The sequence below is a fragment of the Helicobacter sp. L8 genome (assembly GCF_003660355.1).
Lineage (GTDB): Bacteria > Campylobacterota > Campylobacteria > Campylobacterales > Helicobacteraceae > Helicobacter > Helicobacter labacensis.
Genome location: NZ_QXQR01000011.1, coordinates 1 through 23,563 on the forward strand (window position 1 = coordinate 1; position 23,563 = coordinate 23,563).

Genomic DNA, 23,563 nt, shown 5'->3' on the forward strand with positions numbered 1-23,563 from the left:
TGTTGGGGGCTGGGGGGTGTTGGGGGGTGGTGATGATGATATAGAGGTGCTTGTCCGTGTGGTTGATCTTATAACTCCCCTCTGGATAGAGCACGACTATCTTAGCCAAGCCTGCTTTACTGCGTGCAATACTAATAGAAGTCTGGTTATCAAAATGGTAATGTTTGGGCGGGAGTTTGAAATGCGCCCTGATGTCTAGCACGCTCTCAAACTTGCCCACATGGGTTTGTTTGATATGGTGTTTGCCAAGGGGTTGATCAAAGCTCAAACGCACGCTACTTGTGCCAAAGGGCACAACCTGCGTGATACTCAAGGCATGCGCGTAAATCCCAATGAGCAGACAAATGACAAAGCGCACCCATTTAGCCCTTGATGAGTTCTTGCACCAGCTCGTGCACGCTTAAAATGCGCTCGATTCTATACCCATTGGCCCCCGTGAAATAAAGCCCCTCTTCTTTATTGCCCAGATAACTGCGCCCCAGCCCATCGGCGATACAATAACCCACTTTCTTGGCTTCTTCGCCACGGTTGCAGGGCGCGACACAATTACTCACACAGGCGATCTTAGGGGCATTGCCCTCTTTGATGCGTTTGAGCACCCCCGTATTGATCGCGCGCGCGGGGTAACCCACCGGGGATTTAATAAGCAAGATGTCCTCTTTTTGCAAAGAGGGTAAAATCTGCGCATACACCTTAGCATCGCATTCTTTGGTGCCTAGAAAGCGTGTTGCCATCTGCACCCCACTAGCCCCCAAAGAGAGCATGGTGTCTATGTCCTTGCGATCCCAAATGCCCCCAGCTGCAATAATGGGAATATTGCCCCATTCTTTGGAGGCTTCTACAATGCCCGGGACCAAGTTTTCTAGCTGGAACTCTTCTTTAAAGCAATCCTCATATTTAAAGCCCTGATGCCCCCCGCTTAGAGGTCCTTCTACGATGATCGCATCGGGCACGCGTTTATAGCGCGCGCTCCAGCGTTTGCAGATGATGTGTAAGGCTTTAATAGAGGAGATAATGGGCACCAGTGCCACATTGGGGAAATCTTTAGTGAATTCGGGCATGTTGGTGGGCAAGCCCGCTCCAGTGATGATCACATTCGCCCCTGCCTCACAGGCATCGCGCACCACCCGCCCGTATTCATTGATCGCATGCAAGATATTCGCGCCCAAAGGGTTAGAACCACAGATTTTACGGGCGTTTTTAAAGATTTCATTGAGGGCTTGTTTGGAGTAGAAATTCAAGGCTTCAAAGGGCTTTTTAGCGACCATCTTTTCTACAAAGCGCATATTCTTATAATAGCCCGTGCCTACCGCTGAGATCACGCCCAAAATGCCCTCTTTAGCGGCACTGCCGGCTAATTCATCCCAACTGATCCCCACCCCCATACCCCCTTGAAAAATAGGATACTTGAGGGTGTGTTTGCCAATTTTTAGGGGTTTGAGTGTGGAAACCATGCGCTATCCTTTTAGTGGATATGGACCAAGGCAAATTTTCTTTTCCCCACCTGCAGGACATAAGAGCCTTGGCTAAATTGGTAGCGATCATCTTTTAGCACCTCGTGATTGAGGCGCACCCCCCCCCCTAAAATGTCCCTGCGCGCTTGTGAGCTAGAGGAACAGAGTTGACTCTCTTTGAGCACATTGCCAATCCATGCCCCATTTTCAAAATGCCATTCGGGCATCTGGCTTGGGGCTTGTTTTTGGCTAAAGACTTGATCAAACTCAACCTTAGCGCTTTGGGCTTGTTGCTCAGAGTGCCAACGCGTGGTGATCTCTAGGGCTAATTCCTCCTTGATTGCTTTAGGGTGCGCTTTGCCCTCCTGCACGCTTCGCTGTAATTGGGCGATTTGCTCGGGGGTTTTGGTGCTCAAAAGCTCGTAATAACGCCACATCAAATCATCACTAATGCTCAAAAGCTTGGCATACATGCTAGTGGGCTCCTCAGTGATTGCGATGTAATTGCCCAAGCTCTTGCTCATCTTGTGCACGCCATCCAAACCCTCTAGCAAGGGCATGGTGAGCACGCTTTGTTCTTTGTTTAATCCGTAGGCGCGTTGTAAAAAGCGTCCCACTAAGAGATTAAACTTTTGATCATTGCCCCCCAATTCTAGATCGCACTCTAAAACAACCGAATCATAACCCTGCAACAGGGGGTAGAGAAACTCCACAATGCTAATGGGTTGGTTAGCGCGGTGGCGTTTTTCAAAATCATCGCGCTCTAGCATGCGCGCTACAGAGAATTTAGCACTCAGGGCTAACATCCCCGCACTCCCCAAAGCATTTAGCCATGTGGAATTAAAACACACCTCTGTCAAGGTGGGGTCTAGCACTTTAAACACTTGTTTAGCATAAGTCTTGGCGTTCTCTTGCACTGCCTCCTCGCTCAAGGGCTTTCTAGTTTCACTCTTGCCACTGGGATCGCCAATGCGTGCGGTGAAATCCCCGATGAGAAATTTAACAAGCCCGCCATGTTTTTGCAAGGTAGCAAGCTTTTCTAAGAGCACGGCATGCCCTAGGTGCAAATCTGGGGCTGTGGGGTCAAAACCTGCCTTGATGATAAAGCGTTTCCCGGTGTGATAAAAGCGTTCTACTAGGCTTTGCAATAAGTCTAAACCAATGCACTCCCCCATGCCCTTAGTGATCTGAGCCATCGCGTGTTGAATTTGTGCTTGCATGCTTGTCCTTTAGGCTTGGTAAGCGTCTTTAGCGCTTAAGAAACTCACCAATCTCTCTTGGTATCTCTGGGAGAGAATTTCTTTAAGCACGCTGGCTTCCCTAGCGTTGTATTCAATAGAAACTTCACAATGCGAAGAGAAATTATCCCCATGCGCTAAATAATTCACGCCCATGATCGTGCAGTCGTTTTTAGCCAAAAAGTCTAACAGACGCACTAACGCGCTTTTTTTATCCTCAAGATAAAAAAATCCCCTTATAGATTTCTCTCTTGCGCTTACTCCACTGCACAAAGACCATGGGCAAACCCAAATCGATCTCTGCGCCCACTTCCTTGCATAGTTTATGGTGCACGACGATCTTGTGATCTTTATAGGTGGGCATGATCGCCACAATTTCATCGCCGTATTTAGGGTGGCAACAATCATCAAACAACACTTGTTTGACATGCACATAGGGGTTGGTGTAGATGATGAAATGCTCCAAATAACTCTTTTTCAAGCCGATGTGGGGATTGATGAGGTTGAGCATTTTATTAGTCAGGCGGAATTGCAAGAGATTCTTCATCAAAAACCCAAACTCATTGTATTGCACCTTTTTCTTTTGGTGTTTGGGGGTTTCTTTAACCTTCTCTTGGATTTCTTCAACTAATTTTTTTAAATTCCCGATGTTCTTGCTAGCTTCACTCAAAGAGGTCTCTACCCCATATTGCGCGAGTTTTTTCTCAAACAAGGGGTAATCTTTGGGTCCGATCTCTTGGGTGAAAATAGGACCTTCAAAAATGCAAGAAAGGATATTGATCATGCTCTTTGCGTCGATCTCTTTGATCTGGTTCTTGCGCTGTAATTTGAGGTGGTTTTTGGCGCGCGAAGTCTTGAGCTGGTCGATCCAAATGTAGCGTGGGATAGAGTGCTCGCCCTTGATAATTTTCACCACATCGCCACTTCTGAGTTCCTGATTGAGAGTAGCCTTTTGGTTATTCACAAAGGCTTTAGCAGCGCGATCGCCTAGATCGCTATGGATCATATAGGCGAAGTCCAACACAATCGCCCCAGCGGGCAAAGTGTAGGTATCCCCATCGGGAGAAAAGACGGTGATGTCTTCGCGGTAGAGATCGTTTTGCACTAAGGCGTAAAATTCTTTGGGGTTGGACTTAGAATCATGACCTTGGTATTTAAAATTGTGCAACCATTTAAGCGCGTCCGGTTCTGCGCCTCCGGCCTTGTATTTCCAATGCGCTGAGTTGCCATATTCTGCGCCCATGTGCATCTCAAAGGTGCGCACCTGGATTTCATAAATGGAGGATTGATCAAAAATAGTCGTGTGGATAGTTTGGTAGCCATTCTCCTTAGGCAAGGCGACATAGTCTTTAAAGCGCGAAATAATGGGCTTGAAACGCAAATGCACGATGCCCAAAATTCTATAACAATCCAGCGGGTTTTTCACCAGCACCCGCACCGCCATCAAGTCTAATATCTCATCCTTGCTCACCGCGCCCTTGCGTTGCATTTTGAGATAAATAGAATAGGGGCGCTTGATGCGCGTGCTGATGGTAAAATCCCCTTCAGCAAACCCGGCTTTAAAAAATAACTTCTCTAATTTGGTCGCAAAACCATTGAGCTTGAGAGAGAGAGATTGTTGGTTTTCATTGAGGTAGGCTCGAATTTCTTGGTATTCTTGGGGGTAAATGTAATAAAAACTCTTGTCTTCTAATTCGTTCTTAATGGATGCCATCCCTAGACGGCTGGCAATGGGTGCATACACGGCTAAAGTTTCTTTGGAGATGCGGATTTGCTTTTCTCTAGGCAGGGCTTCTAGGGTTAAAATATTGTGTAGGCGATCGCTAATTTTCACCACCAAAGCACGCGGATCGTCAATCGCGCTCACTAAAATTTTTCTAAAAGTCAGGGCTGAGGCTAAAAGCCTAGAATCTTGGGCATCTTTAGGGAACTCCTCTTTTCTAATTTCGGTGATCTTGGTGAGCGCGTCTACCAAATGCGCCACATCGCCCCCAAATTCGCGTTCTACATACTCCACACTACAGGGGGTGTCTTCAACCACATCATGCAACAAAGCTGCGCACACCATCGCTTCATCGCCATCGCAAAAGCCTACAATAGCGGCGACACAAATGGGGTGGGTGATATAGGGACCACCACCCTTGCGTGTCTGACCTTCATGAAAGTGGTAAGCGACATCTAAGGCATGCGTGATCTTAGGGGTGATGCGGGTAACATTTTCTAAAATACGCGTGGCCTCGCGCGGGCTACAAACTTCCTTGATCGCGCCTAGAATCTCCAGCAAATCCCCATAGACTTTTTTCTTAGTATCTTGGTTCAATGCATTCAAGACTGATTTTCCCTTGCGCGACTTCTAGGATCGCGATGTCGGTAAGCTTGTGGTGCTTGGTATCCAGCCCCACCAAAGGTTTAGCCCCAGCTCCCAGCTGTTTGACACGCGTAAAGATCAAATTGGAGAGCACATAGCGATCATTATCCACTTTGGCTAGGGCTTGGGCGACAATTTCCTCTGTTCTCAACGCCATATCCTTTAGAGTTTTCCTCTATTTTACCACAGAAAACACGCCTTGATTGTGTTTCACCACCTGTAATAGATTGTCTTTTTTAAACATGTTGCACACCACAATAGGGAGTTTGTTATCTTTGGCTAGGGAAATAGCCGTGTCATCCATCACTTCAATATTGCCAATGAGCGCGTCATTATAACTTATCGTATCGATTTTTTGCGCGTCTTCAAACTTGTTAGGGTCTTTATCGTAAATCCCATCGACTTTGGTCGCCTTGACAATCACATCTGCCCCAATTTCAATAGCGCGCAAAGTGGCGGCTGTGTCGGTGGTGAAAAAGGGGTTGCCCGTGCCCGCTCCAAAGACTACCACGCGCCCTTTTTCTAAATGGCGGATCGCCTTTCTGTAGATATAGGTTTCGCAAATTTCCTTGATCTCAATGGCACTTTGCACACGCACTTCTAAGCCTAAATGCTCTAGTGCCTCTTGCATGGCGACTGCGTTGATCACTGTGGCTAACATGCCCATGTAATCTCCGCTGGTGCGCCGAATAACCCCCCCTTTAGCCGCGCTCACCCCGCGGATAATATTACCACCACCAATAACGATTCCCACTTCTATGCCGTGTTCGGCGAGCATTTTGATCTCTTTGGCGATGTAGCTCAACACCTGAATATCAATCCCAAAATGATTTTCCCCTGCCAACGCTTCCCCAGAAAATTTCACCAAGACACGCTTATTCTTATGCCCTTTATTCTGCATGCACTCCCTTACATCATAAAGCGCGCATTGTATAGTAAAAAGGCTTAAAGTGCCCCTGAAAGATACCCTTGTTTCTATACGCTACAAGGAGGCATAATTAAGGGAGTTACTTAGGGCGTTGTTGGGTTTATGAGATTAGAGTTACACAAACTTTACAAAAGGAAAGACATGCAAACTACTATCGGGCAATACCTCTTAGACAAGCTGAAAGACTATGGGGTGCAACACCTCTTTGGAGTCCCCGGAGATTATAATTTGTCCTTTTTGGATTTGGTTGAAGACGATCCGCACTTACAATGGGTGGGTAATTGCAATGAGCTCAATGCGGCTTATGCTGCTGATGGGTATGCGCGTTTAAAGCCTATGGGGGCATTGTTGACAACCTTTGGGGTGGGGGAACTCAGCGCGATCAACGGGGTAGCGGGCTCTTACGCCGAGAGCGTGCCTGTGGTGAAAATTGTGGGCATGCCCTCTAGGAGCATAGCTTATAAGCGCAAATTCGTGCACCACACCTTAGGCGATGGGGAGTTTTTGAAATTTTACAACATGTATAGAGAGGTGAGTGTCGCCCAAACCATCCTAGACAAACAAAACGCTCCCACAGAGATCGACCGGGTGCTAAGGGCATGCTTTTTGCATAAGAAGCCCGTTTACATCGGCATTCCTGCCGATGTCGTGCATAGCCCTATTGAAATCATTCTGTGCTCACCCATGCCCCCCAAAAGCGATCGCAAAATTTTGGGGGCTTTCATAGACGCTGTGCAAGGTGTGCTTAAGAAATCCAAGTCCCAAGCCGTGTTAGCCGATTATGAAGTCAATCGTTACCGCCTTAACCAAGAACTCAAAACCTTTATTGAAACCAGCCAATTACCCTTAGCCTCGCTGTCTATGGGCAAAGGGGTTTTTGATGAAACCCACCCCAATTTTGTAGGGGTGTATAGCGGGATTTTAAGCGACTCCAAAGTCAGCGCGTTGATCAAGCAGGCAGATTGCGTTTTGATGATCGGAGTCAAACTCACCGATTCACTGACCGCTGGCTTTAATTATGTCCGTAAACAAGGTCACCAGATGATAGAGATTCATCCTCTTTATAGCCAAATTGGGGAGAGAATTTACAATGACATATTGATGCAAGATGTGCTAAAAGCCCTAGCGGATTTAAAATTTACACGCCATGTTCTCAAAGACTCCATGCCTAAAACTCCCCGCCTTAGTGGCAAACTCACCCAAGACAAGTTTTTCAAGGTGATCCAAGCGTATTTACGCCCCGATGATGTGTTGATCGCCGAGCAGGGGACTTCTTTTTTTGGCGCGCTCTCCATGCCCTTACCTAGCGGGGTGAGTTTTATAGGTCAGCCCCTTTGGGGTTCCATTGGCTACACTCTAGGGGCTTTGCTGGGTAGCGCATTAGCTAATAGGAATCGGCGCAATATCCTTTTAATTGGCGATGGCTCTTTACAATTAGTTGCCCAAGAGCTCTCTACTATGCTAAGAGAGAATATTACGCCCATCATCATAGTGATTAATAATGATGGTTACACGGTGGAGCGTTGTATCCATGGTCCCCAGCGCCACTATAACGACATCAACATGTGGCATTACTCCAAATTGCCTAGCGTCTTTGATGTGAAGTTGTCTAGGGAGTGCTTGAGTTTTCAGGTTTCTAGCGTGCCTGAATTACAAAAAGCGCTCAATAGCGCTAGAGAAGAGCCCACTAAGCTGGCTTTGATCGAAGTCTTCATGGATAAACATGACGCGCCAGCTTTGCTCAAAAAACTAGGCGCGCTCTTTAGCGCACAAAACAATGCCTAGAGCAATTCTAAAACGATTTCCCTGAGCACGCGCGCGATATACTGGATTTGTGTCTCATTGATACAATAGGGGGGCATGCAATAGATGGTGTTGCCTAAAGGACGCAAGAGCACGCCCTTTTGCATGGCTTTAGCAAAGATAGCCAAACTCGCCCGCGTGCTGCCCCTATAGCCCTCCAACTCAAAGGCAAAGACCATGCCTAGCGCGCGCAAGTTAGCTACCCCCTTTAACCCCCCCAAAGACTCCTGCAAACACGCCTGCATGTGCGCGCTCAAAATGCGGTTGTGTTCTAAAACATTCTCTTGTTCTAACACATCTAAGGTAGCGTTAGCGCAGGCGCAGGCTAGAGCGTTGCCCGTGTAACTATGCGAATGCAGGAAGTTTTTATTTTGCGCGTAGGGGGCATAAAATTGCTTGTAAATGCGATTAGAAGTGAGCACCACGCTTAGGGGTAAATACCCCCCACTAATGCCCTTAGAAAGGCACAAAAAATCCGGCTTAACCCCACATTGTTGGTAAGCAAAGAGGGTCCCCGTGCGCCCAAAACCCACAGCAATTTCATCAAAGATCACATGCACCCCGCGCTCTTGGCACATCTGGCTAGCTTGGCGCACATATTCCGGGCTATAAAAGTGCATCCCTCCGGCGCATTGGATGAGGGGTTCTAAGATAAACGCGCTTAGAGTCTTGTGGTGCGTGTCTAATTGTGCCTCTAGCGCGCGCAAAGCTAGAAAGATGTGCGCATCGCTTTTGGGCACAGGAGTGCTTAGGTGCTCCAAAAATAAGGGTTTATAGGTGTCTTTATAAAGCCCTACATTGCTAATGGAAAGCGCGCCCAAGGTTTCGCCATGGTAACTATTGCTCAAGGAGAGAAACTTAGGTTTGTGCGCGCCCTGTAGCAAATGGCTATGGTAGCTCATTTTCAAGGCAACCTCTATGCATGACGAACCATTGTCCGCGTAAAAACATTTTTCAAAGGTGCTCAGTTGGCAAAGCCGTTCTGAAAGGCGGATAATTTGGGGGTGGGTAAAGCCAGCCAGCAAGACATGCTCTAGGGTGTCTGCTTGGGCTTTGAGTTGTTGGGTGATGTAGGGGTGGTTGTGCCCTAAAAGATTCACCCACCAACTGCTAATCGCATCGATATAGGCGTTGTTTTCAAAGTCATAGAGATAGATTCCTTGGGCGCGCGCAATGGGCACTAGGGGGAGCTGTTCGTGATCGTGCATTTGGCTACAGGGATGCCAAATGTAGTGCATATCCAAATCGTGGTAGCGGGCGTTCATCTAAAAATCTTTGTAAATCGTCATTTTGGCTAAAAACCAAAATCTTAAAGCAGATTTTAGTCAGCTTTGACTAAAATAGCCCTTTAGCAAATTATACGCGGGGCTTTCGTGATCACCTGGATGCAAAAGCATAAGAAATACCTAGTTGTTACTATCTGGATCAGCACCATCGCCTTTGTGGCAGCGGGCATGATCGGCTGGGGGCAATACAGCTTTTCATTAGGGGGGGGGAGCGTGGCTAAGGTAGGGCAAGTGCTCATCACCCAAGAAGAGCTAGATATGGAGCATAAACGCTTGCTAGATGTCTACAGCCAAAGTATCCCTAGTTTTAAAGATTTAGACACCAAGCAAATCCAAGCGATGGGCTTAGAAAAAAGCGCGTTGCGCATGCTAGTTAACCAAGCCTTGTTAAAAAATCTTGCCCTAGATGTGGGCTTAGGCGTGAGCGATGCAGAGATCATTGCTGAGATTCAAAAAAGCAAGATGTTCCAAAAGGACGGGCATTTTGATGAAGCCCTGTATAAAAAACTCTTGCAAGAAAACCATTACCGCCCTAGTGCCTTTGAAGACAATGTCAAAAACGCCCTGCTTCTGCAAAAAATCTCCGCTCTTTTCCCCAAAGCCACTACGCCCCTAGAACAAAGTGCCTTTGCCTACCCCTTGCGCCTGCAGGATCGCGCTTTCATCAAAATCTTGCATGCCAAGGACGCGCCCATCAAGCTAGATGAGGACGCGCTCAAAACCTATTACCAAGCGCATAAGAGTGCTTATAAATTGCCCCCCAGCTACACTTTAGTGGCATTGCAAATAGAACCTAGCAAAACTCCCCCGGACAACAACGCCTTGCAAAAGCATTACCAAACCCATAGGAGTGCCTACATGGACGCAGATGGCAAGCTAGAAGATTTTAAGCATGCCAAACCCAAGGTGATTCATGATCTTTTACAAGCCCAAGCTAAAGAACGCGCTCTAGAGCAGTATTTGGCTCTTAAAAAAGGCAAGCTCACCCCAGCAGAACAGACCTTTAGCGCTTTGCCCTATAGCCAAGAGATTAACGCCCACATAGAAAAAATGCGCCCCGGGGAGGTGCTTAAGCCTTTAGAATACCAAGAGGGGTTTGTTGTGCTCAAATTAGTGAAAAAATCCAGTAACGCGCTCAAAGACTTCAAACAGGCGCGCCAAGCCGTGTTAGAGGAACTCACCAAAGAGAAACAACGCGCCTGGTTGCAACAAGAAGCGCGCAGGGAACTTAAAAATTTCAAGGGCGATGACATTGGCGCGATTTCGCCCGAATTTCAAGGCAGTATTCAAGAGTTAGACCCCAAGCAGGCTAAAGAACTCATCAGTTACATTTTCAAACGCCCCGATGCCAAGGGTTTTCTTGTCCTAGAGGATAAAGCCGTGCTCTACCAAATTTACCAACAGGACTTCCAGCATGCCCTGCAAAATCAACCCTATTTAGAGGAAATGGCTAGTGATCTCAAAGCGCAGGACTTCGATCGCGCGTTGGTGGAGTTGCTAAGGAGCAAGTATCCGGTGGTGATCTATGCCAAGCACTTGCAGGAGTAGGTCGTGAATCCCATCATTCTTGGTGTAGACATCGGGTCGAGCAAGATTTGCGCCATCATCGCCGAGCTCAAAGAGAGCGTGCCCCAAATCATCGGGTCGAGCACGCAAAAATCTGAGGGGGTGCGCAAGGGGAGCATTAGCAATATCTCCCAAGCGGGCGAGATTGTCAAAAAAGCTATTGAGGATGCCAAGCGCATGGCTGGTTTGGACTTCATAGAAAAAGCGATCGTTTCTATCTCGGGGGCGTATACGCAAAGCGTGAATAGCTCAGGGATCATCAATGTGCCCAATAATGAGATCACGCTCAAAGAGATCAACCGCGCCTTAGACACCGCTTTGCACAACGCCTCTATCCCAGCCGGGCATGAGGTGATCCACATTCTGCCCTACCAATTCAAGCTGGACAACCAAGATAATATTGAAGATCCGATGGGGATGAGTGGATCGCGCCTAGAAGTCTTTACCCATATTGTTACTGTGCAACACAGCAGTTTAGAAAACTTGCGCCGTGTGATCCAAATTGCTGGAGTCAAGATTGAAAACATCGTTTTAGGAGCTTATGCGGCTTCTATTGCAGTCTTAAGCGAAGATGAGCGGGCTTTGGGGGTGGCTTGTATTGACATTGGAGGGAGCACTTGCAATATCATGGTTTATGAGGGCAATTCCATGCGCTTTAATGGCTATGTGCCCGTAGGATCAGAGCACATTAGAGATGACTTGGCTATTGGTTTGCACACCCCTTTGGGGGCGGCTGAATATGTCAAGCGCGAATATGGTAACTTGCTGGCTGAAGAGAGCGATCAAGAGATTGAAGTGCCCGCTGTGGGGGCAGAGAACAAAAAGAATCGCTTCCCCTTAAAATTCGTGCACGAGATCATCAATACCCGCGTGTTAGAGGTGTTTAACTTGCTCAATAACGCGCTCATTAGTAGCAAGCTTAAGGATAGCTTGGGGCGAGGGGTGGTTCTCACTGGAGGAATGACCCACATGCAGGGCATAGCCCATGTGGCCGGGGCGATCTTTGGGAACATGCCCGTAAGGATCGCTAAACCTATGGAAATTAGCGGGTTGTTTGAAGAGCTCAAAGACCCCACCTACGCGGTGGCGATCGGCTTGATTCTCTATGGGGCCGGGGGGCATACCAATTATGAAAAGGATTCCGAAAAGACGATCCGCTATAAGGAGAGTCGGCATAACGCCCAGCCTAATTTCTCTTACGCCCCAGAGCGCAATTACATCGAAACGGATTTAACCAATCTCAAGCACAGCAGTGAACCCCTTAAAGAGGGCGCAAAAGAGCGGAAAAAAGATATAATATACCCCTATAACACACCTAAGGAAGCGGGCTTTTTAGAACGAATCAAAGAGTGGGGATCGAAGTTATTTTAAAGGATCATGGGTGGCGATATTGAACGAGACGGGCGTAGAAGTAGAAGAAATCTATGAAACCAATGGGGCCAGGATTGTGGTGATCGGGGTGGGGGGTGGAGGATCTAATATGATCGCCCATTTGATTGCCACGGGCACTTATAAGGACATCACGCTCGTTGTGGCTAACACGGACGGGCAGGCTCTCAAGTCTTCTAATGCCAAGAATAAAATCCGCTTGGGAGAAAAGATCACGGGGGGTAGGGGGGCTGGCATGAAGCCAGAAATTGGCAAGCAAGCCGCTCAAGAATGCGTAGAAGTGATTAAGGAGATGGTTGCAGGGGCGGACATCGTCTTCATTTCGGCTGGCTTGGGCGGGGGGACGGGCACGGGAGCAGCCCCTGTGATCGCCCAAATCGCTAAGGACGCGGGGGCATTGACCATTTCTGTGGTTACAAAACCCTTTGATTTTGAGGGGCGTAAGCGCGCCAAGATCGCCGAAGAGGGCTTGCAAGAGCTCAAAGCTGTGAGCGATTCGATCGTAGTGATCCCCAATGAAAAGCTGATCGGTTATGTTGGCAAAGACATGGGTATGAAGGATAGTTTTAAGGAAGTGGATAATGTGCTAGCTAAGGCGGTAAATGGCATTTCTGGAATAATCATCAATTATGGCGAGAACGATATTAATGTGGATTTTGCAGATTTGAAAACTGTGATGCAACACCGCGGGTTGGCTTTAATGGGGATTGGAGAAGCCACGGGAGTCAACGCAGCCACAGTGGCACTAGAAAACGCCATCGCTTCGCCCTTGTTTGACAATGTCTCTATCAATGGCGCAATGGGAGTGCTCATCAATTTTGAATGCCATCCTGATTACCCCCTTTTAGAGATCACCACCTCAGTGAGCATGGTCGAATCCATGGCCGATGAAGACGCGGATATTATCTTTGGCAAATGCACCTCCACTAACGCCCCCAGCGATCATGTCAGGGTTACCATCGTGGCGACCGGTTTTGAAAAACCCGCTCCCCCCAAAGAAGAGGGCAATCTAGAACCCTCCTTTAGCCTCTCTAAAAGCGCGCTGGAGAATATTAAATTAGTGAGCAGTGGGGAAACTTATCAAGGTATTGATTTAGATAAACCTGCTTTCTTACGCAACCAAAAGGACTAGCCCAACCTCTCTAGCATGCGGGTTTTGTAACGCGCGTAGCGGTGTTGCAAAATAGCCTCTCGAGCCCCGCGCACCAATTCTAGGTAGAAATGCAGATTATGCCAACTCGCCAAGCGGAAATAGCTCAACTCTCTAGCCCTAAAGAGGTGGTGTAAATACGCTTTAGAATAGTGCGCGCAGGTGTGGCAGGCGCAACTAGCGTCCAAGGGCGTATCGCTGTCCTTATAGCGTGCGTTTTTGATACTAATCTTGCCCTGCATGGTAAAAAGTGTGCCATTTCTAGCGTTGCGTGTGGGCATGACGCAATCAAACATATCCACGCCCAAATCGATGGCTTCTAGTAAATCTTGGGGTGTGCCCACTCCCATTAAGTAGCGGGGTTTATGGGTGGGCAAAAGAGGAGTGGTGTGTGCGATGGTGTCATACATGGCTTGCGTGCTCTCGCCCACAGCCAGCCCGCCAATGGCAAGCCCGTCAAAATCTAGCGCGCTTAATTCCTGTGCGCTTTGGGCGCGTAGGGCTAGATGTGTACCTCCCTGCACAATCGCAAAGATGTAATTAGTGGGGTTGGCGTGTTGGCGGTGGTGCTCTAGGCTGGCTTGCGCCCAAGCTGTGGTTTTTTGCACCGCTTGTAATAAGCGATCGTAAGAAGCGGGCAAACCCACCAGATCGTCTAGCACCATGCAAATATCGCTATTGAGCGCGTATTGGATGTCCAAGACTTTAGCGGGGGTGAAAAGGTGCGCGCTCCCATCAATATGGGATTTAAACACGATCCCCTCAGGGTGCTCTTTGGTGTTGTGGCGCAAAGAGAACGCTTGAAATCCCCCGCTATCGCTCAAGAAATTCCCCTCAAACCCACTAAAGCCATGCAAGCCTCCCAACTTGGCGATGCGCTCAGAGGTGGGGCGCAAATAGAGGTGGTAGGTGTTGGCTAAAATAATGGGGGCTTGCAAAGCGTGTAAATCCTGCGTATCTAGGCTTTTGACACTGCCTTGCGTGCCTACGGGCATAAAAATGGGGGTTTGCACGCGCCCATGGGCTAAATGGAGGGTGAGCGCGCGCGCACGCCCATCTTGTGCGTCCAAGCAAAGATGTAGCATGTGCCTTAACTTTTTTTGCTATATAATAGCCAAAAACACTAGGAAGTGCTTGAAACGAGTCGCGTTGATTTTAGAGGGTGCTGTGGCTAAAAAATTTTTAGAAACACTAGCCAGCAAGTATTTTAGCAACAATTTCTATTTGGTTATCACAAAGGACGCTTCTTTTCTGCCTAGCACTCTGCCTAGCACCTTTGAGGCGCATGTTTTTGATCCCACCTCTGCTTACAGACTCCACGCCGTTTTGGACGCGAAGATCAGCGATGTATTTGTCATGTTGGACAACCCTCAAGAGCAACACGCCATCTATGAGATCATCAGGCAGCGCAATAAAGATGTGCGCCTATTGGTGAACTTGCCCCGCGCGGACATGTGGGGGGGAATCAAAGACGACAGGTTAGTCATCATAGATAATACCCAGATTCTGGCTAATAAATGCATCGCCAAGATTCCCAATGTGCCAAGTGTCCCCCAAGGCTTTGGGCTAGAACAAGGGGAGGTGATGGAGATTGGCGTGCCCTATGGGAGTGTCTTTGCTTACCGCCACATCGGGGCGTTGCGCCAAAAAGATTATAAAATCGTGGGGATTTACCGCAAAAACAAATTCTTTTTAAGCCACCCTTCTACGATCATTCTGCCTAGAGATCAGCTCCTAGTGGCGGGCAACCCAGAGGTGCTTAACAATGTCTATTTACAAGTCAAAAGCAATGTGGGGCAATTCCCCGCCCCCTTTGGGCGCGATATTTATCTCTACATAGACATGCGCTTACAAAGCCCCCAAGCCCTAAATCGCGATCTCAAACAAGCCCTATTTCTACATGAAAATCTCAAGAGCTTGGCGTTGTATGTGTGTGTGCTCAACCCTAAAGTCGGGATGATCGAATCGATTCGTGCCATAGAAAAGCCAGACATCCATGTGGTGTTAGATTTCAGTGGCGCGCCCTTCATGGAAAAACTCTACACAGATAGCCAAAAGAAAATCGGTCTAGTGGTGGTGGGTCCAGAACTCTTCATGCACCAAGAGAATAGGAAAGCGCTTTTTGGGATCACTACACCCATTTTTAAAACCAATACCAAAGGTTTAGAAGGCATTAAAAAAGGCATGGTGGTGCTCAATGAGAGCATGCAACAAAGCGAGGACATCTCTTCGGTGATGTTTGATATTTGCGCGCAAATGGGTTTAGACATGCTATTATACGACTTTGATCCGGACAAGCGTTACAAGGTGGAAGTCATTGACAATTACAAACACCTCTCTCACATTTACAGCCGTAAAATCAAGATCATCCGCACATCTATGAAAAACCCTATCTTATTTTTGAGAAAATTAGAGGCATCGATTATGCAATTCCTACCCTTTGAATCTTGTATCACCCAGAGTCAGTTATTTTGGATGCTCTCTACTAAGGTAGAAAAGATCGCCTTTTTAAGCAATACCCATCCCCAGATTTTTATCCCGGTGGTAGAATGATGCATTTGTCTATCCAAACCCAACAGGGAGTGTATCGCGTGAGTGTGGGCGCACTGCCTCCCCTGAGCATACCCGGTAAGGTGTTAGTGGTAAGCGATAGTGAGGTAGCAAAATTACACTTGGAGGGGTTTTTGAAAAATTTACAGGCTGAGGCAGTGCTAACACACCTAGTGCCTATAGGGGAGGCTTTTAAAAATTGGCAGAGCCTAGAGGGGATTTTAGAGAGCGCTTTTAGCGCGCATTTAAGCCGCTCAGATTGCATGATCGCCCTAGGGGGCGGAGTGGTGAGCGATATGGTGGGTTTTGCCAGCGCGATCTACAAACGGGGCATAGATTTTTACAATGTCCCCACTACACTGTTAGCCCAAGTGGACGCGAGCGTGGGAGGCAAAACGGGGATCAATAACGCGCATGGCAAAAACCTCATCGGGGCATTTCACCCTCCAAAAGCGGTCTACATCGATCCAAATTTTTTAAAGACTTTGCCACAGCGCGAGTTTAGGGCGGGCGTAGCAGAGATGCTCAAAAAGGCGATCTGTTTGGACGCGCCTTATTTTGAGTGGCTACACACCCACCCCATAGAGGCGCACTTAGAAGAAGCGATCTTTAAAAGTGTGCAAATCAAGGCTAGGGTGGTGCAAGCTGATGAGAAAGAAACAGGTTTGCGTATGGGGCTCAACTACGGGCACACCTTTGCCCATGCCATTGAAAAAGAGGGGGATTATGTGGAGTTATTGCATGGAGAGGCGGTAGCAGTGGGCATGCAGATGGCAAACGCGCTAGCCCTCGAGCTAGGCTTGCTAGATTCAAAAAGCCATGCGCGCATCCAAGCCTTGTTGCGCGCCTATAATTTGGATTTGTCTTATACAATCAAGGACATGGAGAGTTTCTATGCCACCATGCAACAAGACAAGAAAAACCGCCACGGGGTGCGCTTTGTGTTGCCCAAGGGAATCGGGGCGTTTGCCATGCTAGATAATTTGGATAAAGCATTAGTATGCGGGGTGCTTAAGGCATGGGCTTAAGAGTTTTGATCGCGCTATGCGCGCTATGTGTGGGTTTGGGCGCGCAGGATAAAGCCAGTCTGCAAGCCCAGTTGGATCGCCTAGATAAGCAGCTAGAACCCAATGCATGGGTGCAAAAGTTTAAAAATTTTGAGCGTTATGGCAAGCTCTCTTCGCAAATCCAAAGTATCCAGCACCAGCTCAAGGCTTTGCACGACAAGGGCGAACACGGCTTAGACATGAGCGCGTTAGAACACAGCCTGCAAACCCTCCAGCACCAACAAAAGCTCCTAGAAGCCTATAAAAGCCACCCTTTTAAAGAATTGGTAGAAAAACCCCCTATTGCGAATGTCCCCCCCATCACCAACCCCTTTGCTATCATCGGGGGTCTCTCTTTTATGAAGGGTTTGCAAGCGCATTACCAAAGTATGCAAGCCAATTTAGAGAGTTTAAAACACACCTTGCGCCTGATCCAAGAAAAGCTCACCCTCTTAGAACAGCTCAACGCCCAAGCTCCAGACCCCAAACTCGCCCCACAAATCTACCACGAACAAGTTAAAATCATAGAGTTCCAAAGCGCGCAAAATCTCTTGAGCGCAAGTATGGAGAGTTACGCTAAGGACATGGACGCGGTGCGCCTAAGTATCAAATCCCAAATTAAAGACCAGCTGTTTAAATTACTTTGGGTGGTGCTAACCGCGTTAAGCAGTGTGCTATTGGCGTGGTCGCTCAAACGCTTGAGCCATAAGTACTTGGTGGGCGATGAGAGAGCTTACACCATTAATAAAGCCATTAATTTTATCAACGCCAATGTGATCGTGCTCATCTTCCTATTTGCCTATTTAGAAAATGTGTCTTATCTCATCACCTTTTTGGGCTTTGCTAGTGCCGGGTTTGCTATTGCCATGCGCGATGTGTTCATGAGCGCGCTAGGGTGGTTGGCTATTGTGTTAAAGGGAAGCGTGCATGTGGGCGATCGCGTCAAAATCTCCAAAGATGGCAACACCTATGTGGGCGATGTGCTAGACATTTCCATGCTCAATATCACCATTTTAGAGGATGTAACCCTCACCACCTACACCAAGAATAACGGGCGTGCCGGGCGCATCATCTTCGTGCCCAATAACTACATCTTCACGGGTTTGTTTTCCAACTACACCCACTTAGGTCTAAACACGGTGTGGGATAGCCTAGACTTCTTATTGCCATTTGGTTCAGATTACGCGCGCGCTATAGAAATTGCCCTAGAGATCGCCACCGCGCACGCTAGAGTGCATAGCGAGGCAACTCGCCTGCAATTAGCCAAGATGCGCACCAAATACGCTCTACGCACCTTAGATTCTAGCCCCAAAGTGGCTTTGATGCCCGAAAAAGAGGGCTTGCGTCTGTATGTTTCTTACTTAGTGAGCGCGTATGACACTCTAGGATTGCGCTCCCAAATCGCTCTAGAGATCACCCAAGCCTTCGAACGCGCTGAGAGCATTCTTATCAACCCTAAGCCGGCTTCATGAAAAAATGGTGGGCATGTCTGTTATTAGGGGGGGTGCTATTGGGGTCCCAAGATTCTAGTATGCCCGGTCAAGATGGGCGCGCGCAATTACTTGCTGAGTTAACCAGTCTAGAAAAACACCTAGATAATGGCAATAATATTTGGTTAAAGAAATTCAACAATGTGGAGAGTTACGATCAAATCTACACCGAAATCCAAAGTATCCAAACCCAACTCAAAGCCCTCAAACACAAAAAAAGCAATAATGCCCTGCAAATTAGCACACTAAATCACACCTTGCAAGCCCTCAAGCACCAAGAAGAACTCTTGGAGCAATACAAACTCAACCCCTTTAAAGAATTGGTAGAAAAGCCCCAAATTGGCAATATCCCCACCATTAGTAACCCCGTGGCGATCATTGGTGGGATTTCCTTTGTGAAAAACATCAAGGGACAATACGCCACCATGAAGCGCAACCAAAAGCTGTTGATGGAAGCTCTAGGTTTTTTGGAACAGGAAGTGAGTCTTCTCACCCGCTTACAGGCTTTGCAAGATGATAGCAACACGGCTAAGAAACTCTACCAAGAACAAATCAAAAAGATCGAATTGCAAGGGGCGCAAAAACTCCTAAAAACTAGCATGGACTTGTATGCCAAAGACATCGAAGAGGTGGACGCTAATGTCCAAACCCAAATCAAAGCCCAGCTCTTCAAGCTCTTGTATGTGGTGTTGATCGCCTTAGTGAGCATCATCTTAGCATGGATTTTGAAAGTCATTAGCCATAAGTATGTGCAAAGCAATGAGCGCGCCTACACTATTAACAAGGCGATTAACTTCATCAATGCTAATGTGATTTTGCTGATTTTTCTATTTGCCTATTTGGAAAATGTGTCCTATTTAGTGACCGTGCTAGGCTTTGCTAGCGCGGGGCTAGCCATCGCGATGCGCGATTTGTTTATGAGCTTACTAGGTTGGTTGACGATCATGGTGGGGGGGAATGTGCATGTGGGCGATCGCGTCAAGGTTTCTAAAGAGGGCAATACCTATGTGGGCGATGTGCTAGACATCTCCATGCTCTATATCACTATCTTTGAGGATGTAACGCCCCTAGCCTACAAAGAGAACCATTGCCGTGCGGGGCGCATTGTCTTTGTGCCTAATAACTATATCTTCACGAGTCTCTTTGCCAATTACAGCCACTTTGGCATGAAGAGTGTTTGGGATGGGGTGGTGTTCCACCTCACCTTTGACTCCAATTACAAAAAAGCCATGGAGATCGCTTTTAACACCGCCAACACCCATGCCAAGCAGTATACCGAGATGACCTATAAACAGCTCAGTAAAATGCGCACCAAGTATTCTCTGCGCAACACCAGTGTGAGCCCTAGGGTGTTCATGGCGTTAGAAAAGGACGGGATTCAAATTAGCGTGTGGTACCAAACCAACTCTTATGCTACACTCGCGCTCAAGTCTAAGATTTCTAGCGATATTATAGAAGCGCTCTTACAAGAACCCGACATTTTTGTGGCTTATAACACGACCAAGCTTGTGCGCGATGTGGGCGATGGGTTTGGGAATAAAGATTACGATCTTAGGAAGAAACATGAAACAGAAAATATACTTTAAAACCTTTGGTTGCCGCACTAATCTCTTTGACACCCAGGTGATGTTGGCGCACTTGAGGGATTTTGAACACACCCAAGCAGAGGATCAAGCCGATATTGTGGTGCTTAACTCTTGCACGGTAACCAATGATGCCGATTATAGCGCGCGCGCCTACGCCAAAAAGATGAGTGCCTTGGGTAAGAAAGTCTATTTTACCGGATGTGGGGCTAGCTCCCAAGGCTTAGAGCTTTTTAAAAATGGGCATGTCTTTGGGGTTTTTGGGCATGATCGCAAAGAACATATCAATGCCCTCTTGCACACCAAAGAGGGCTTTTTTCACGCCGATAATTTGGCGCATGTGGATTCTAGCATTGTGCCTCTCTTTGTGGGCAAAACCCGGGCGTTTGTCAAAATCCAAGAGGGGTGCGATTTCAAATGCAGTTATTGCGTGATCCCTTTGGTGCGGGGCAAATCTAGGAGTTTGCCAGAGAGTCAAATTTTAGAGCAATGCCAAGTGTTAGCCCAAAGCGGGGTGTTAGAAATTGTGCTCACAGGGACCAATGTGGGGAGTTATGGCAAGGACACTAAGAGCAATATCGCGCGCCTGATTAAAAGAATCGCGCGCATTGAGGGGATCAAACGGGTGCGTATTGGGAGTTTAGAGCCTAGCCAAATTGATGACGAGTTTTTAGAACTGCTCGATCACCCCATTTTGGAGCGCCATTTACACATTGCCTTGCAACATAGCCATGACACTATGTTAAAGCGCATGCGGCGGCGTAACCGGGTAGCTAGCGATGCCAAACTCTTAGAAGTTATCGCCTCTAAGGGCTTTGCATTAGGCACGGATTTCATTGTGGGACACCCTTATGAAAGCGAGGCAATTTGGCAAAGCGCGCTAGAAAACTTCAAAACTTTGCCCTTGACTCATATCCACCCCTTCATCTACAGCCCACGCGCGCACACACTCTCAGCCACCATGCCAGAGCGCGTGCGGGGCGATGTGGCTAAGGCGCGCTTGAGACTACTTAGCGCATGGGTGCAAGAAAATAACCATGCGTTTCGCGCGCGCGCCCAACACACCCCTTTAGAAGTGTTGGTAGAAAGCTATAAAGAGGGGCTCTACCATGGGCGTGATCAGTATTTCAACCCCATAGCCATTAGCGCGCCGCGTGATTTGCGCGCCCAGTGGGTGCGCTTAGAAAATTACCAAGTGCAAAAAGAAAGAACCTATGCGGCGCTTTAATAAAAAAGTCCTATTTGGGGGCTTGGGGGTGTTATTGGGGGCGATTGTGGTGGTGTTTTTGTTCTTCAGGGATCAAGTCAAGTTGGTGAGTATCAAGATTTTAACGCTCTCTTGCACTCCGATAAAATCCAAAGCATCCAGATGGATGAAAATTACATCTACTTAAAAGTGGACTTCAAGACTTACAAGACCGCACGGGTGGGCTGGAAAGATTCTTTGCAATTCCCTAGCAATATCCCCATTGAGATTCTCAAGGAGGAAAACACGACTCAACAACTCTTGGACATGGTGATCATCTTCTTTTTTCTCATCGTGTTGGCTTTGCTCTTGCGCTTTGCTTGGAGCAAGAAGAATCTCCCCCTGCCTAGTGCTTATGACAACGCGCTCAAACTCCAAAGCACGGGCTTGCCCTCCCTGCACGCCACCTTGCCTAGCGTGCGCTTTGAAGATGTGGCTGGCACTAAGGAAGTCAAAGAAGAACTGTATGAAATTGTGGATTATCTCAAAAACCCCAAGAAATACCAAGCTTTGAAGATCAAACTGCCTAAGGGTGTGCTCTTAGTGGGACCTCCGGGAGTGGGCAAAACCATGATCGCCAAGGCTTTGGCGTGCGAGGCTAAAGTGCCTTTTTTTTACCACAGTGGGAGCGCGTTTGTGCAAATTTATGTGGGTGTGGGGGCTAAGAGGGTGCGCGAACTCTTTGCTAAGGCAAAGGCGTTTAGCCCCTCGATTGTTTTCATTGATGAAATTGATGCGGTGGGCAAAGCGCGCGGACACCAACGCAACGATGAGAGAGAAGCCACGCTTAACCAACTCTTAACCGAAATGGATGGCTTTGAGGAGAGCTCACAGGTGATTGTGATCGGCGCGACTAATAAAATTGATGTGATCGATGAAGCCTTGCTCAGAAGTGGACGTTTCGATCGGCGCATTTTCATCTCTCTGCCAGACTTGCAAGAGCGCGTGCAGATTCTAGATTCGTACCTCAAAGACAAGCAACATGATTTGGATTGTAAAGAGGTGGCTAAAATCTGTGTGGGCTTTAGCGGGGCGATGTTAGCGTCTTTAGTCAATGAGAGCGCGCTCAATGCTCTAAGGCGCAACGCGCAGGTGATCACCATGAGGGACATTTTAGAAGTTAAGGACAAGATCGCCTTTGGCAAGAAAAAGCATGTCGCTCTGAGTGAACAAGAGAAGAATCTCTACGCCCTCTACCAAAGCGCAAAGGCGATTAGCGCGTATTGGCTGGAAGTAGAGTTTGACAAAGTCTTATTGGTGGGGGATTTTCTGGTGGCTAGCGATCAAAAGGTGCGCAGCCAGAGCGAGATGAATAATAGCATTAAGGTGTATTTAAGCGGGATGATCATCTTGGAACTCTTTTTTCAAGAACACTACACCTTGGCTAAAGAGGATCTCAAACACGCCTTTGAAATCGCCAAGCGCATGTGTGAGGAGTATGGCATGGGGCATAAATTCATCGGGGATCGTGCGGACATGGAAGCCTTGCTGGGCGCGCTGTATAAAGAACAAAAGGAATTTTTAAGCAATTCTAAAATGCAGGTGCAGGCGATGGCTAAGGTGCTCTTAGAAAAAGAGAGACTCTCTAAAACCCAGTTGCAAGAAATCTTGCGCTCCTTTGTGTGATGGTGGGGCGTTATTTTAGTGGTTTTGGTTTTCAAGATGAGGCTTGGCTATTTGCGTGGCTATTAGAACAAGGCACTCTGTATGATGTAGCAGGTTTTAGCTATGGGGCTATTTGCGCGCTAGAATTTGCCTACAATCAAGTCAGGCAGGGCAAGCGCGTGCAACGCCTAATATTGATCGCTCCTTGCATGCTTGCCCACAAAAGCCAAGCCTTTAAGAACTTACAACTCAAAGCCTACCAACAAAATCCGCGCACCTACATGCAAGCTTTTTTTGAAAAAATCGGTTGGAACGCGCTACTGCAACAAGATCCCAGTCTAGCGCGCTACACACATTTAGGCAGTTTGGAGGATTTACAAACCTTGCTCAACTACCACTATGCCCCTCAAAAACTAGAATTTTTATGCGCTAAGGGGGTGCACTTAAAAGTCTTTATCGGGCTAGAAGATGCGATCATGGATGCCCAACGCGTGCGCGTCTTTTTTAAAGATCATGCCTGCGTGTGGAGCTTTAAGGAGGCTAACCATTTGCTCCGCAAATGCCAACAGAGGGGCTAGAATCACAGAGAACCGACTCCATTTTTTGACATACTCCCCATAGCTAAAGCTAGGGGATTTTGGTATCATCAAGGCTTGCCCACTAGGCGAGTCTTACAGCCTCTACTCCAAGAGTTGATGCCCCAACTCTGTGGCGGACTATAGCGTGAATCGCCCCTCCTTAAAGGGAGGAGCTTCCTAACTAACAGAAACTAGCGTTTCTTAAGCTCGAAAGGCTTTGCTGTTTATAGTCCGCAAGGCTAGTTTCAGTTCCCAAAAGACTTACAGACCCATTAGCATGGGC

17 protein-coding genes and 2 pseudogenes are annotated in these 23,563 nt (G+C 47.7%); 11 read left to right on the forward strand and 8 right to left on the reverse strand.

Annotation, left to right across the window (positions count from 1 at the left end):
* The 6 genes and pseudogenes from EAO37_RS06160 to pyrH form a co-directional block, all read right to left on the reverse strand.
* Positions 1-358 (reverse strand): annotated as a pseudogene (locus tag EAO37_RS06160) (N-acetylmuramoyl-L-alanine amidase); the annotation flags it as partial.
* 4 nt (positions 359-362) lie between these two features.
* Entirely contained in the window at positions 363-1,454 is a 1,092-nt protein-coding gene (locus EAO37_RS06165) for a nitronate monooxygenase (protein ID WP_120944353.1), read from the reverse strand.
* Positions 1,455-1,465: 11 nt separating this feature from the next.
* Entirely contained in the window at positions 1,466-2,674 is a 1,209-nt protein-coding gene (gene tyrS / locus EAO37_RS06170) for a tyrosine--tRNA ligase (protein WP_120952435.1), read from the reverse strand.
* Positions 2,675-2,683: 9 nt separating this feature from the next.
* Positions 2,684-5,021: pseudogene (locus EAO37_RS06175) on the reverse strand (RelA/SpoT family protein).
* A complete protein-coding gene (locus EAO37_RS06180; RefSeq protein WP_162982168.1) occupies positions 4,996-5,217 on the reverse strand; it encodes a DNA-directed RNA polymerase subunit omega in 222 nt (73 codons plus the stop codon). The pseudogene EAO37_RS06175 and the gene EAO37_RS06180 overlap by 26 nt, the downstream one beginning before the upstream one ends.
* A gap of 18 nt (positions 5,218-5,235) precedes the next feature.
* On the reverse strand, positions 5,236-5,961 hold the full coding sequence (gene pyrH, locus EAO37_RS06185; protein ID WP_120944361.1) for a UMP kinase: 726 nt from the start codon (positions 5,959-5,961) through the stop codon (positions 5,236-5,238).
* Positions 5,962-6,129: 168 nt separating this feature from the next.
* Here pyrH and EAO37_RS06190 point away from each other — a divergent pair, with 168 nt between their 5' ends.
* Positions 6,130-7,773: an alpha-keto acid decarboxylase family protein gene (locus EAO37_RS06190; RefSeq protein WP_120944363.1), complete on the forward strand. Its 1,644-nt coding sequence runs from the start codon at positions 6,130-6,132 to the stop codon at positions 7,771-7,773.
* Here EAO37_RS06190 and EAO37_RS06195 read toward each other — a convergent pair.
* Positions 7,770-9,056, reverse strand: a complete 1,287-nt coding sequence (locus EAO37_RS06195; protein WP_120952438.1) for an adenosylmethionine--8-amino-7-oxononanoate transaminase — start codon at positions 9,054-9,056, stop codon at positions 7,770-7,772. The two genes, EAO37_RS06190 and EAO37_RS06195, sit on opposite strands and share 4 nt — an antisense overlap.
* 108 nt (positions 9,057-9,164) lie before the next feature.
* Between EAO37_RS06195 and EAO37_RS06200 the strand changes: the two genes are divergently transcribed.
* The 3 genes from EAO37_RS06200 to ftsZ are packed head-to-tail and all read left to right on the forward strand — an operon-like array spanning position 9,165 to position 13,164.
* Entirely contained in the window at positions 9,165-10,625 is a 1,461-nt protein-coding gene (locus EAO37_RS06200) for a peptidylprolyl isomerase (protein WP_120952441.1), read from the forward strand.
* Between the two features lie 3 nt (positions 10,626-10,628).
* On the forward strand, positions 10,629-12,014 hold the full coding sequence (gene ftsA / locus EAO37_RS06205; RefSeq protein ID WP_120944367.1) for a cell division protein FtsA: 1,386 nt from the start codon (positions 10,629-10,631) through the stop codon (positions 12,012-12,014).
* Between the two features lie 10 nt (positions 12,015-12,024).
* Complete coding sequence (ftsZ, locus tag EAO37_RS06210) at positions 12,025-13,164, forward strand: cell division protein FtsZ (RefSeq protein WP_235852983.1); 1,140 nt, start codon at positions 12,025-12,027, stop codon at positions 13,162-13,164.
* On the opposite strand, the gene tgt is transcribed toward ftsZ, so the two are convergent.
* On the reverse strand, positions 13,161-14,267 hold the full coding sequence (tgt, locus tag EAO37_RS06215; RefSeq protein WP_120952444.1) for a tRNA guanosine(34) transglycosylase Tgt: 1,107 nt from the start codon (positions 14,265-14,267) through the stop codon (positions 13,161-13,163). The two genes, ftsZ and tgt, sit on opposite strands and share 4 nt — an antisense overlap.
* Before the next feature lie 49 nt (positions 14,268-14,316).
* On the opposite strand from tgt, the gene EAO37_RS06220 reads away from it, so the two are divergent.
* The 7 genes from EAO37_RS06220 to bioV all read left to right on the forward strand — a co-directional run bounded on the left by EAO37_RS06220 (position 14,317) and on the right by bioV (position 23,280).
* Entirely contained in the window at positions 14,317-15,735 is a 1,419-nt protein-coding gene (locus tag EAO37_RS06220; protein WP_205589478.1) for a TrkA C-terminal domain-containing protein, read from the forward strand.
* Positions 15,732-16,760: a 3-dehydroquinate synthase gene (aroB, locus tag EAO37_RS06225; protein WP_120944373.1), complete on the forward strand. Its 1,029-nt coding sequence runs from the start codon at positions 15,732-15,734 to the stop codon at positions 16,758-16,760. Before EAO37_RS06220 ends, aroB begins: the two co-directional genes overlap by 4 nt.
* Entirely contained in the window at positions 16,751-18,250 is a 1,500-nt protein-coding gene (locus EAO37_RS06230; RefSeq protein ID WP_120952447.1) for a mechanosensitive ion channel domain-containing protein, read from the forward strand. The genes aroB and EAO37_RS06230 overlap by 10 nt, the downstream gene beginning before the upstream one ends.
* The gene (locus EAO37_RS06235; protein ID WP_120952450.1) at positions 18,247-19,854 is read left to right on the forward strand and encodes a mechanosensitive ion channel domain-containing protein; all 1,608 of its coding nucleotides are present in this window, start codon (positions 18,247-18,249) and stop codon (positions 19,852-19,854) included. The genes EAO37_RS06230 and EAO37_RS06235 overlap by 4 nt, the downstream gene beginning before the upstream one ends.
* The gene (mtaB, locus tag EAO37_RS06240; protein WP_120952453.1) at positions 19,832-21,079 is read left to right on the forward strand and encodes a tRNA (N(6)-L-threonylcarbamoyladenosine(37)-C(2))-methylthiotransferase MtaB; all 1,248 of its coding nucleotides are present in this window, start codon (positions 19,832-19,834) and stop codon (positions 21,077-21,079) included. Before EAO37_RS06235 ends, mtaB begins: the two co-directional genes overlap by 23 nt.
* Before the next feature lie 141 nt (positions 21,080-21,220).
* A complete protein-coding gene (locus tag EAO37_RS06245; RefSeq protein ID WP_240451754.1) occupies positions 21,221-22,723 on the forward strand; it encodes an AAA family ATPase in 1,503 nt (500 codons plus the stop codon).
* Entirely contained in the window at positions 22,723-23,280 is a 558-nt protein-coding gene (gene bioV / locus EAO37_RS06250; protein ID WP_120952456.1) for a pimelyl-ACP methyl ester esterase BioV, read from the forward strand. Before EAO37_RS06245 ends, bioV begins: the two co-directional genes overlap by 1 nt.
* Positions 23,281-23,563 lie beyond the last annotated feature (283 nt).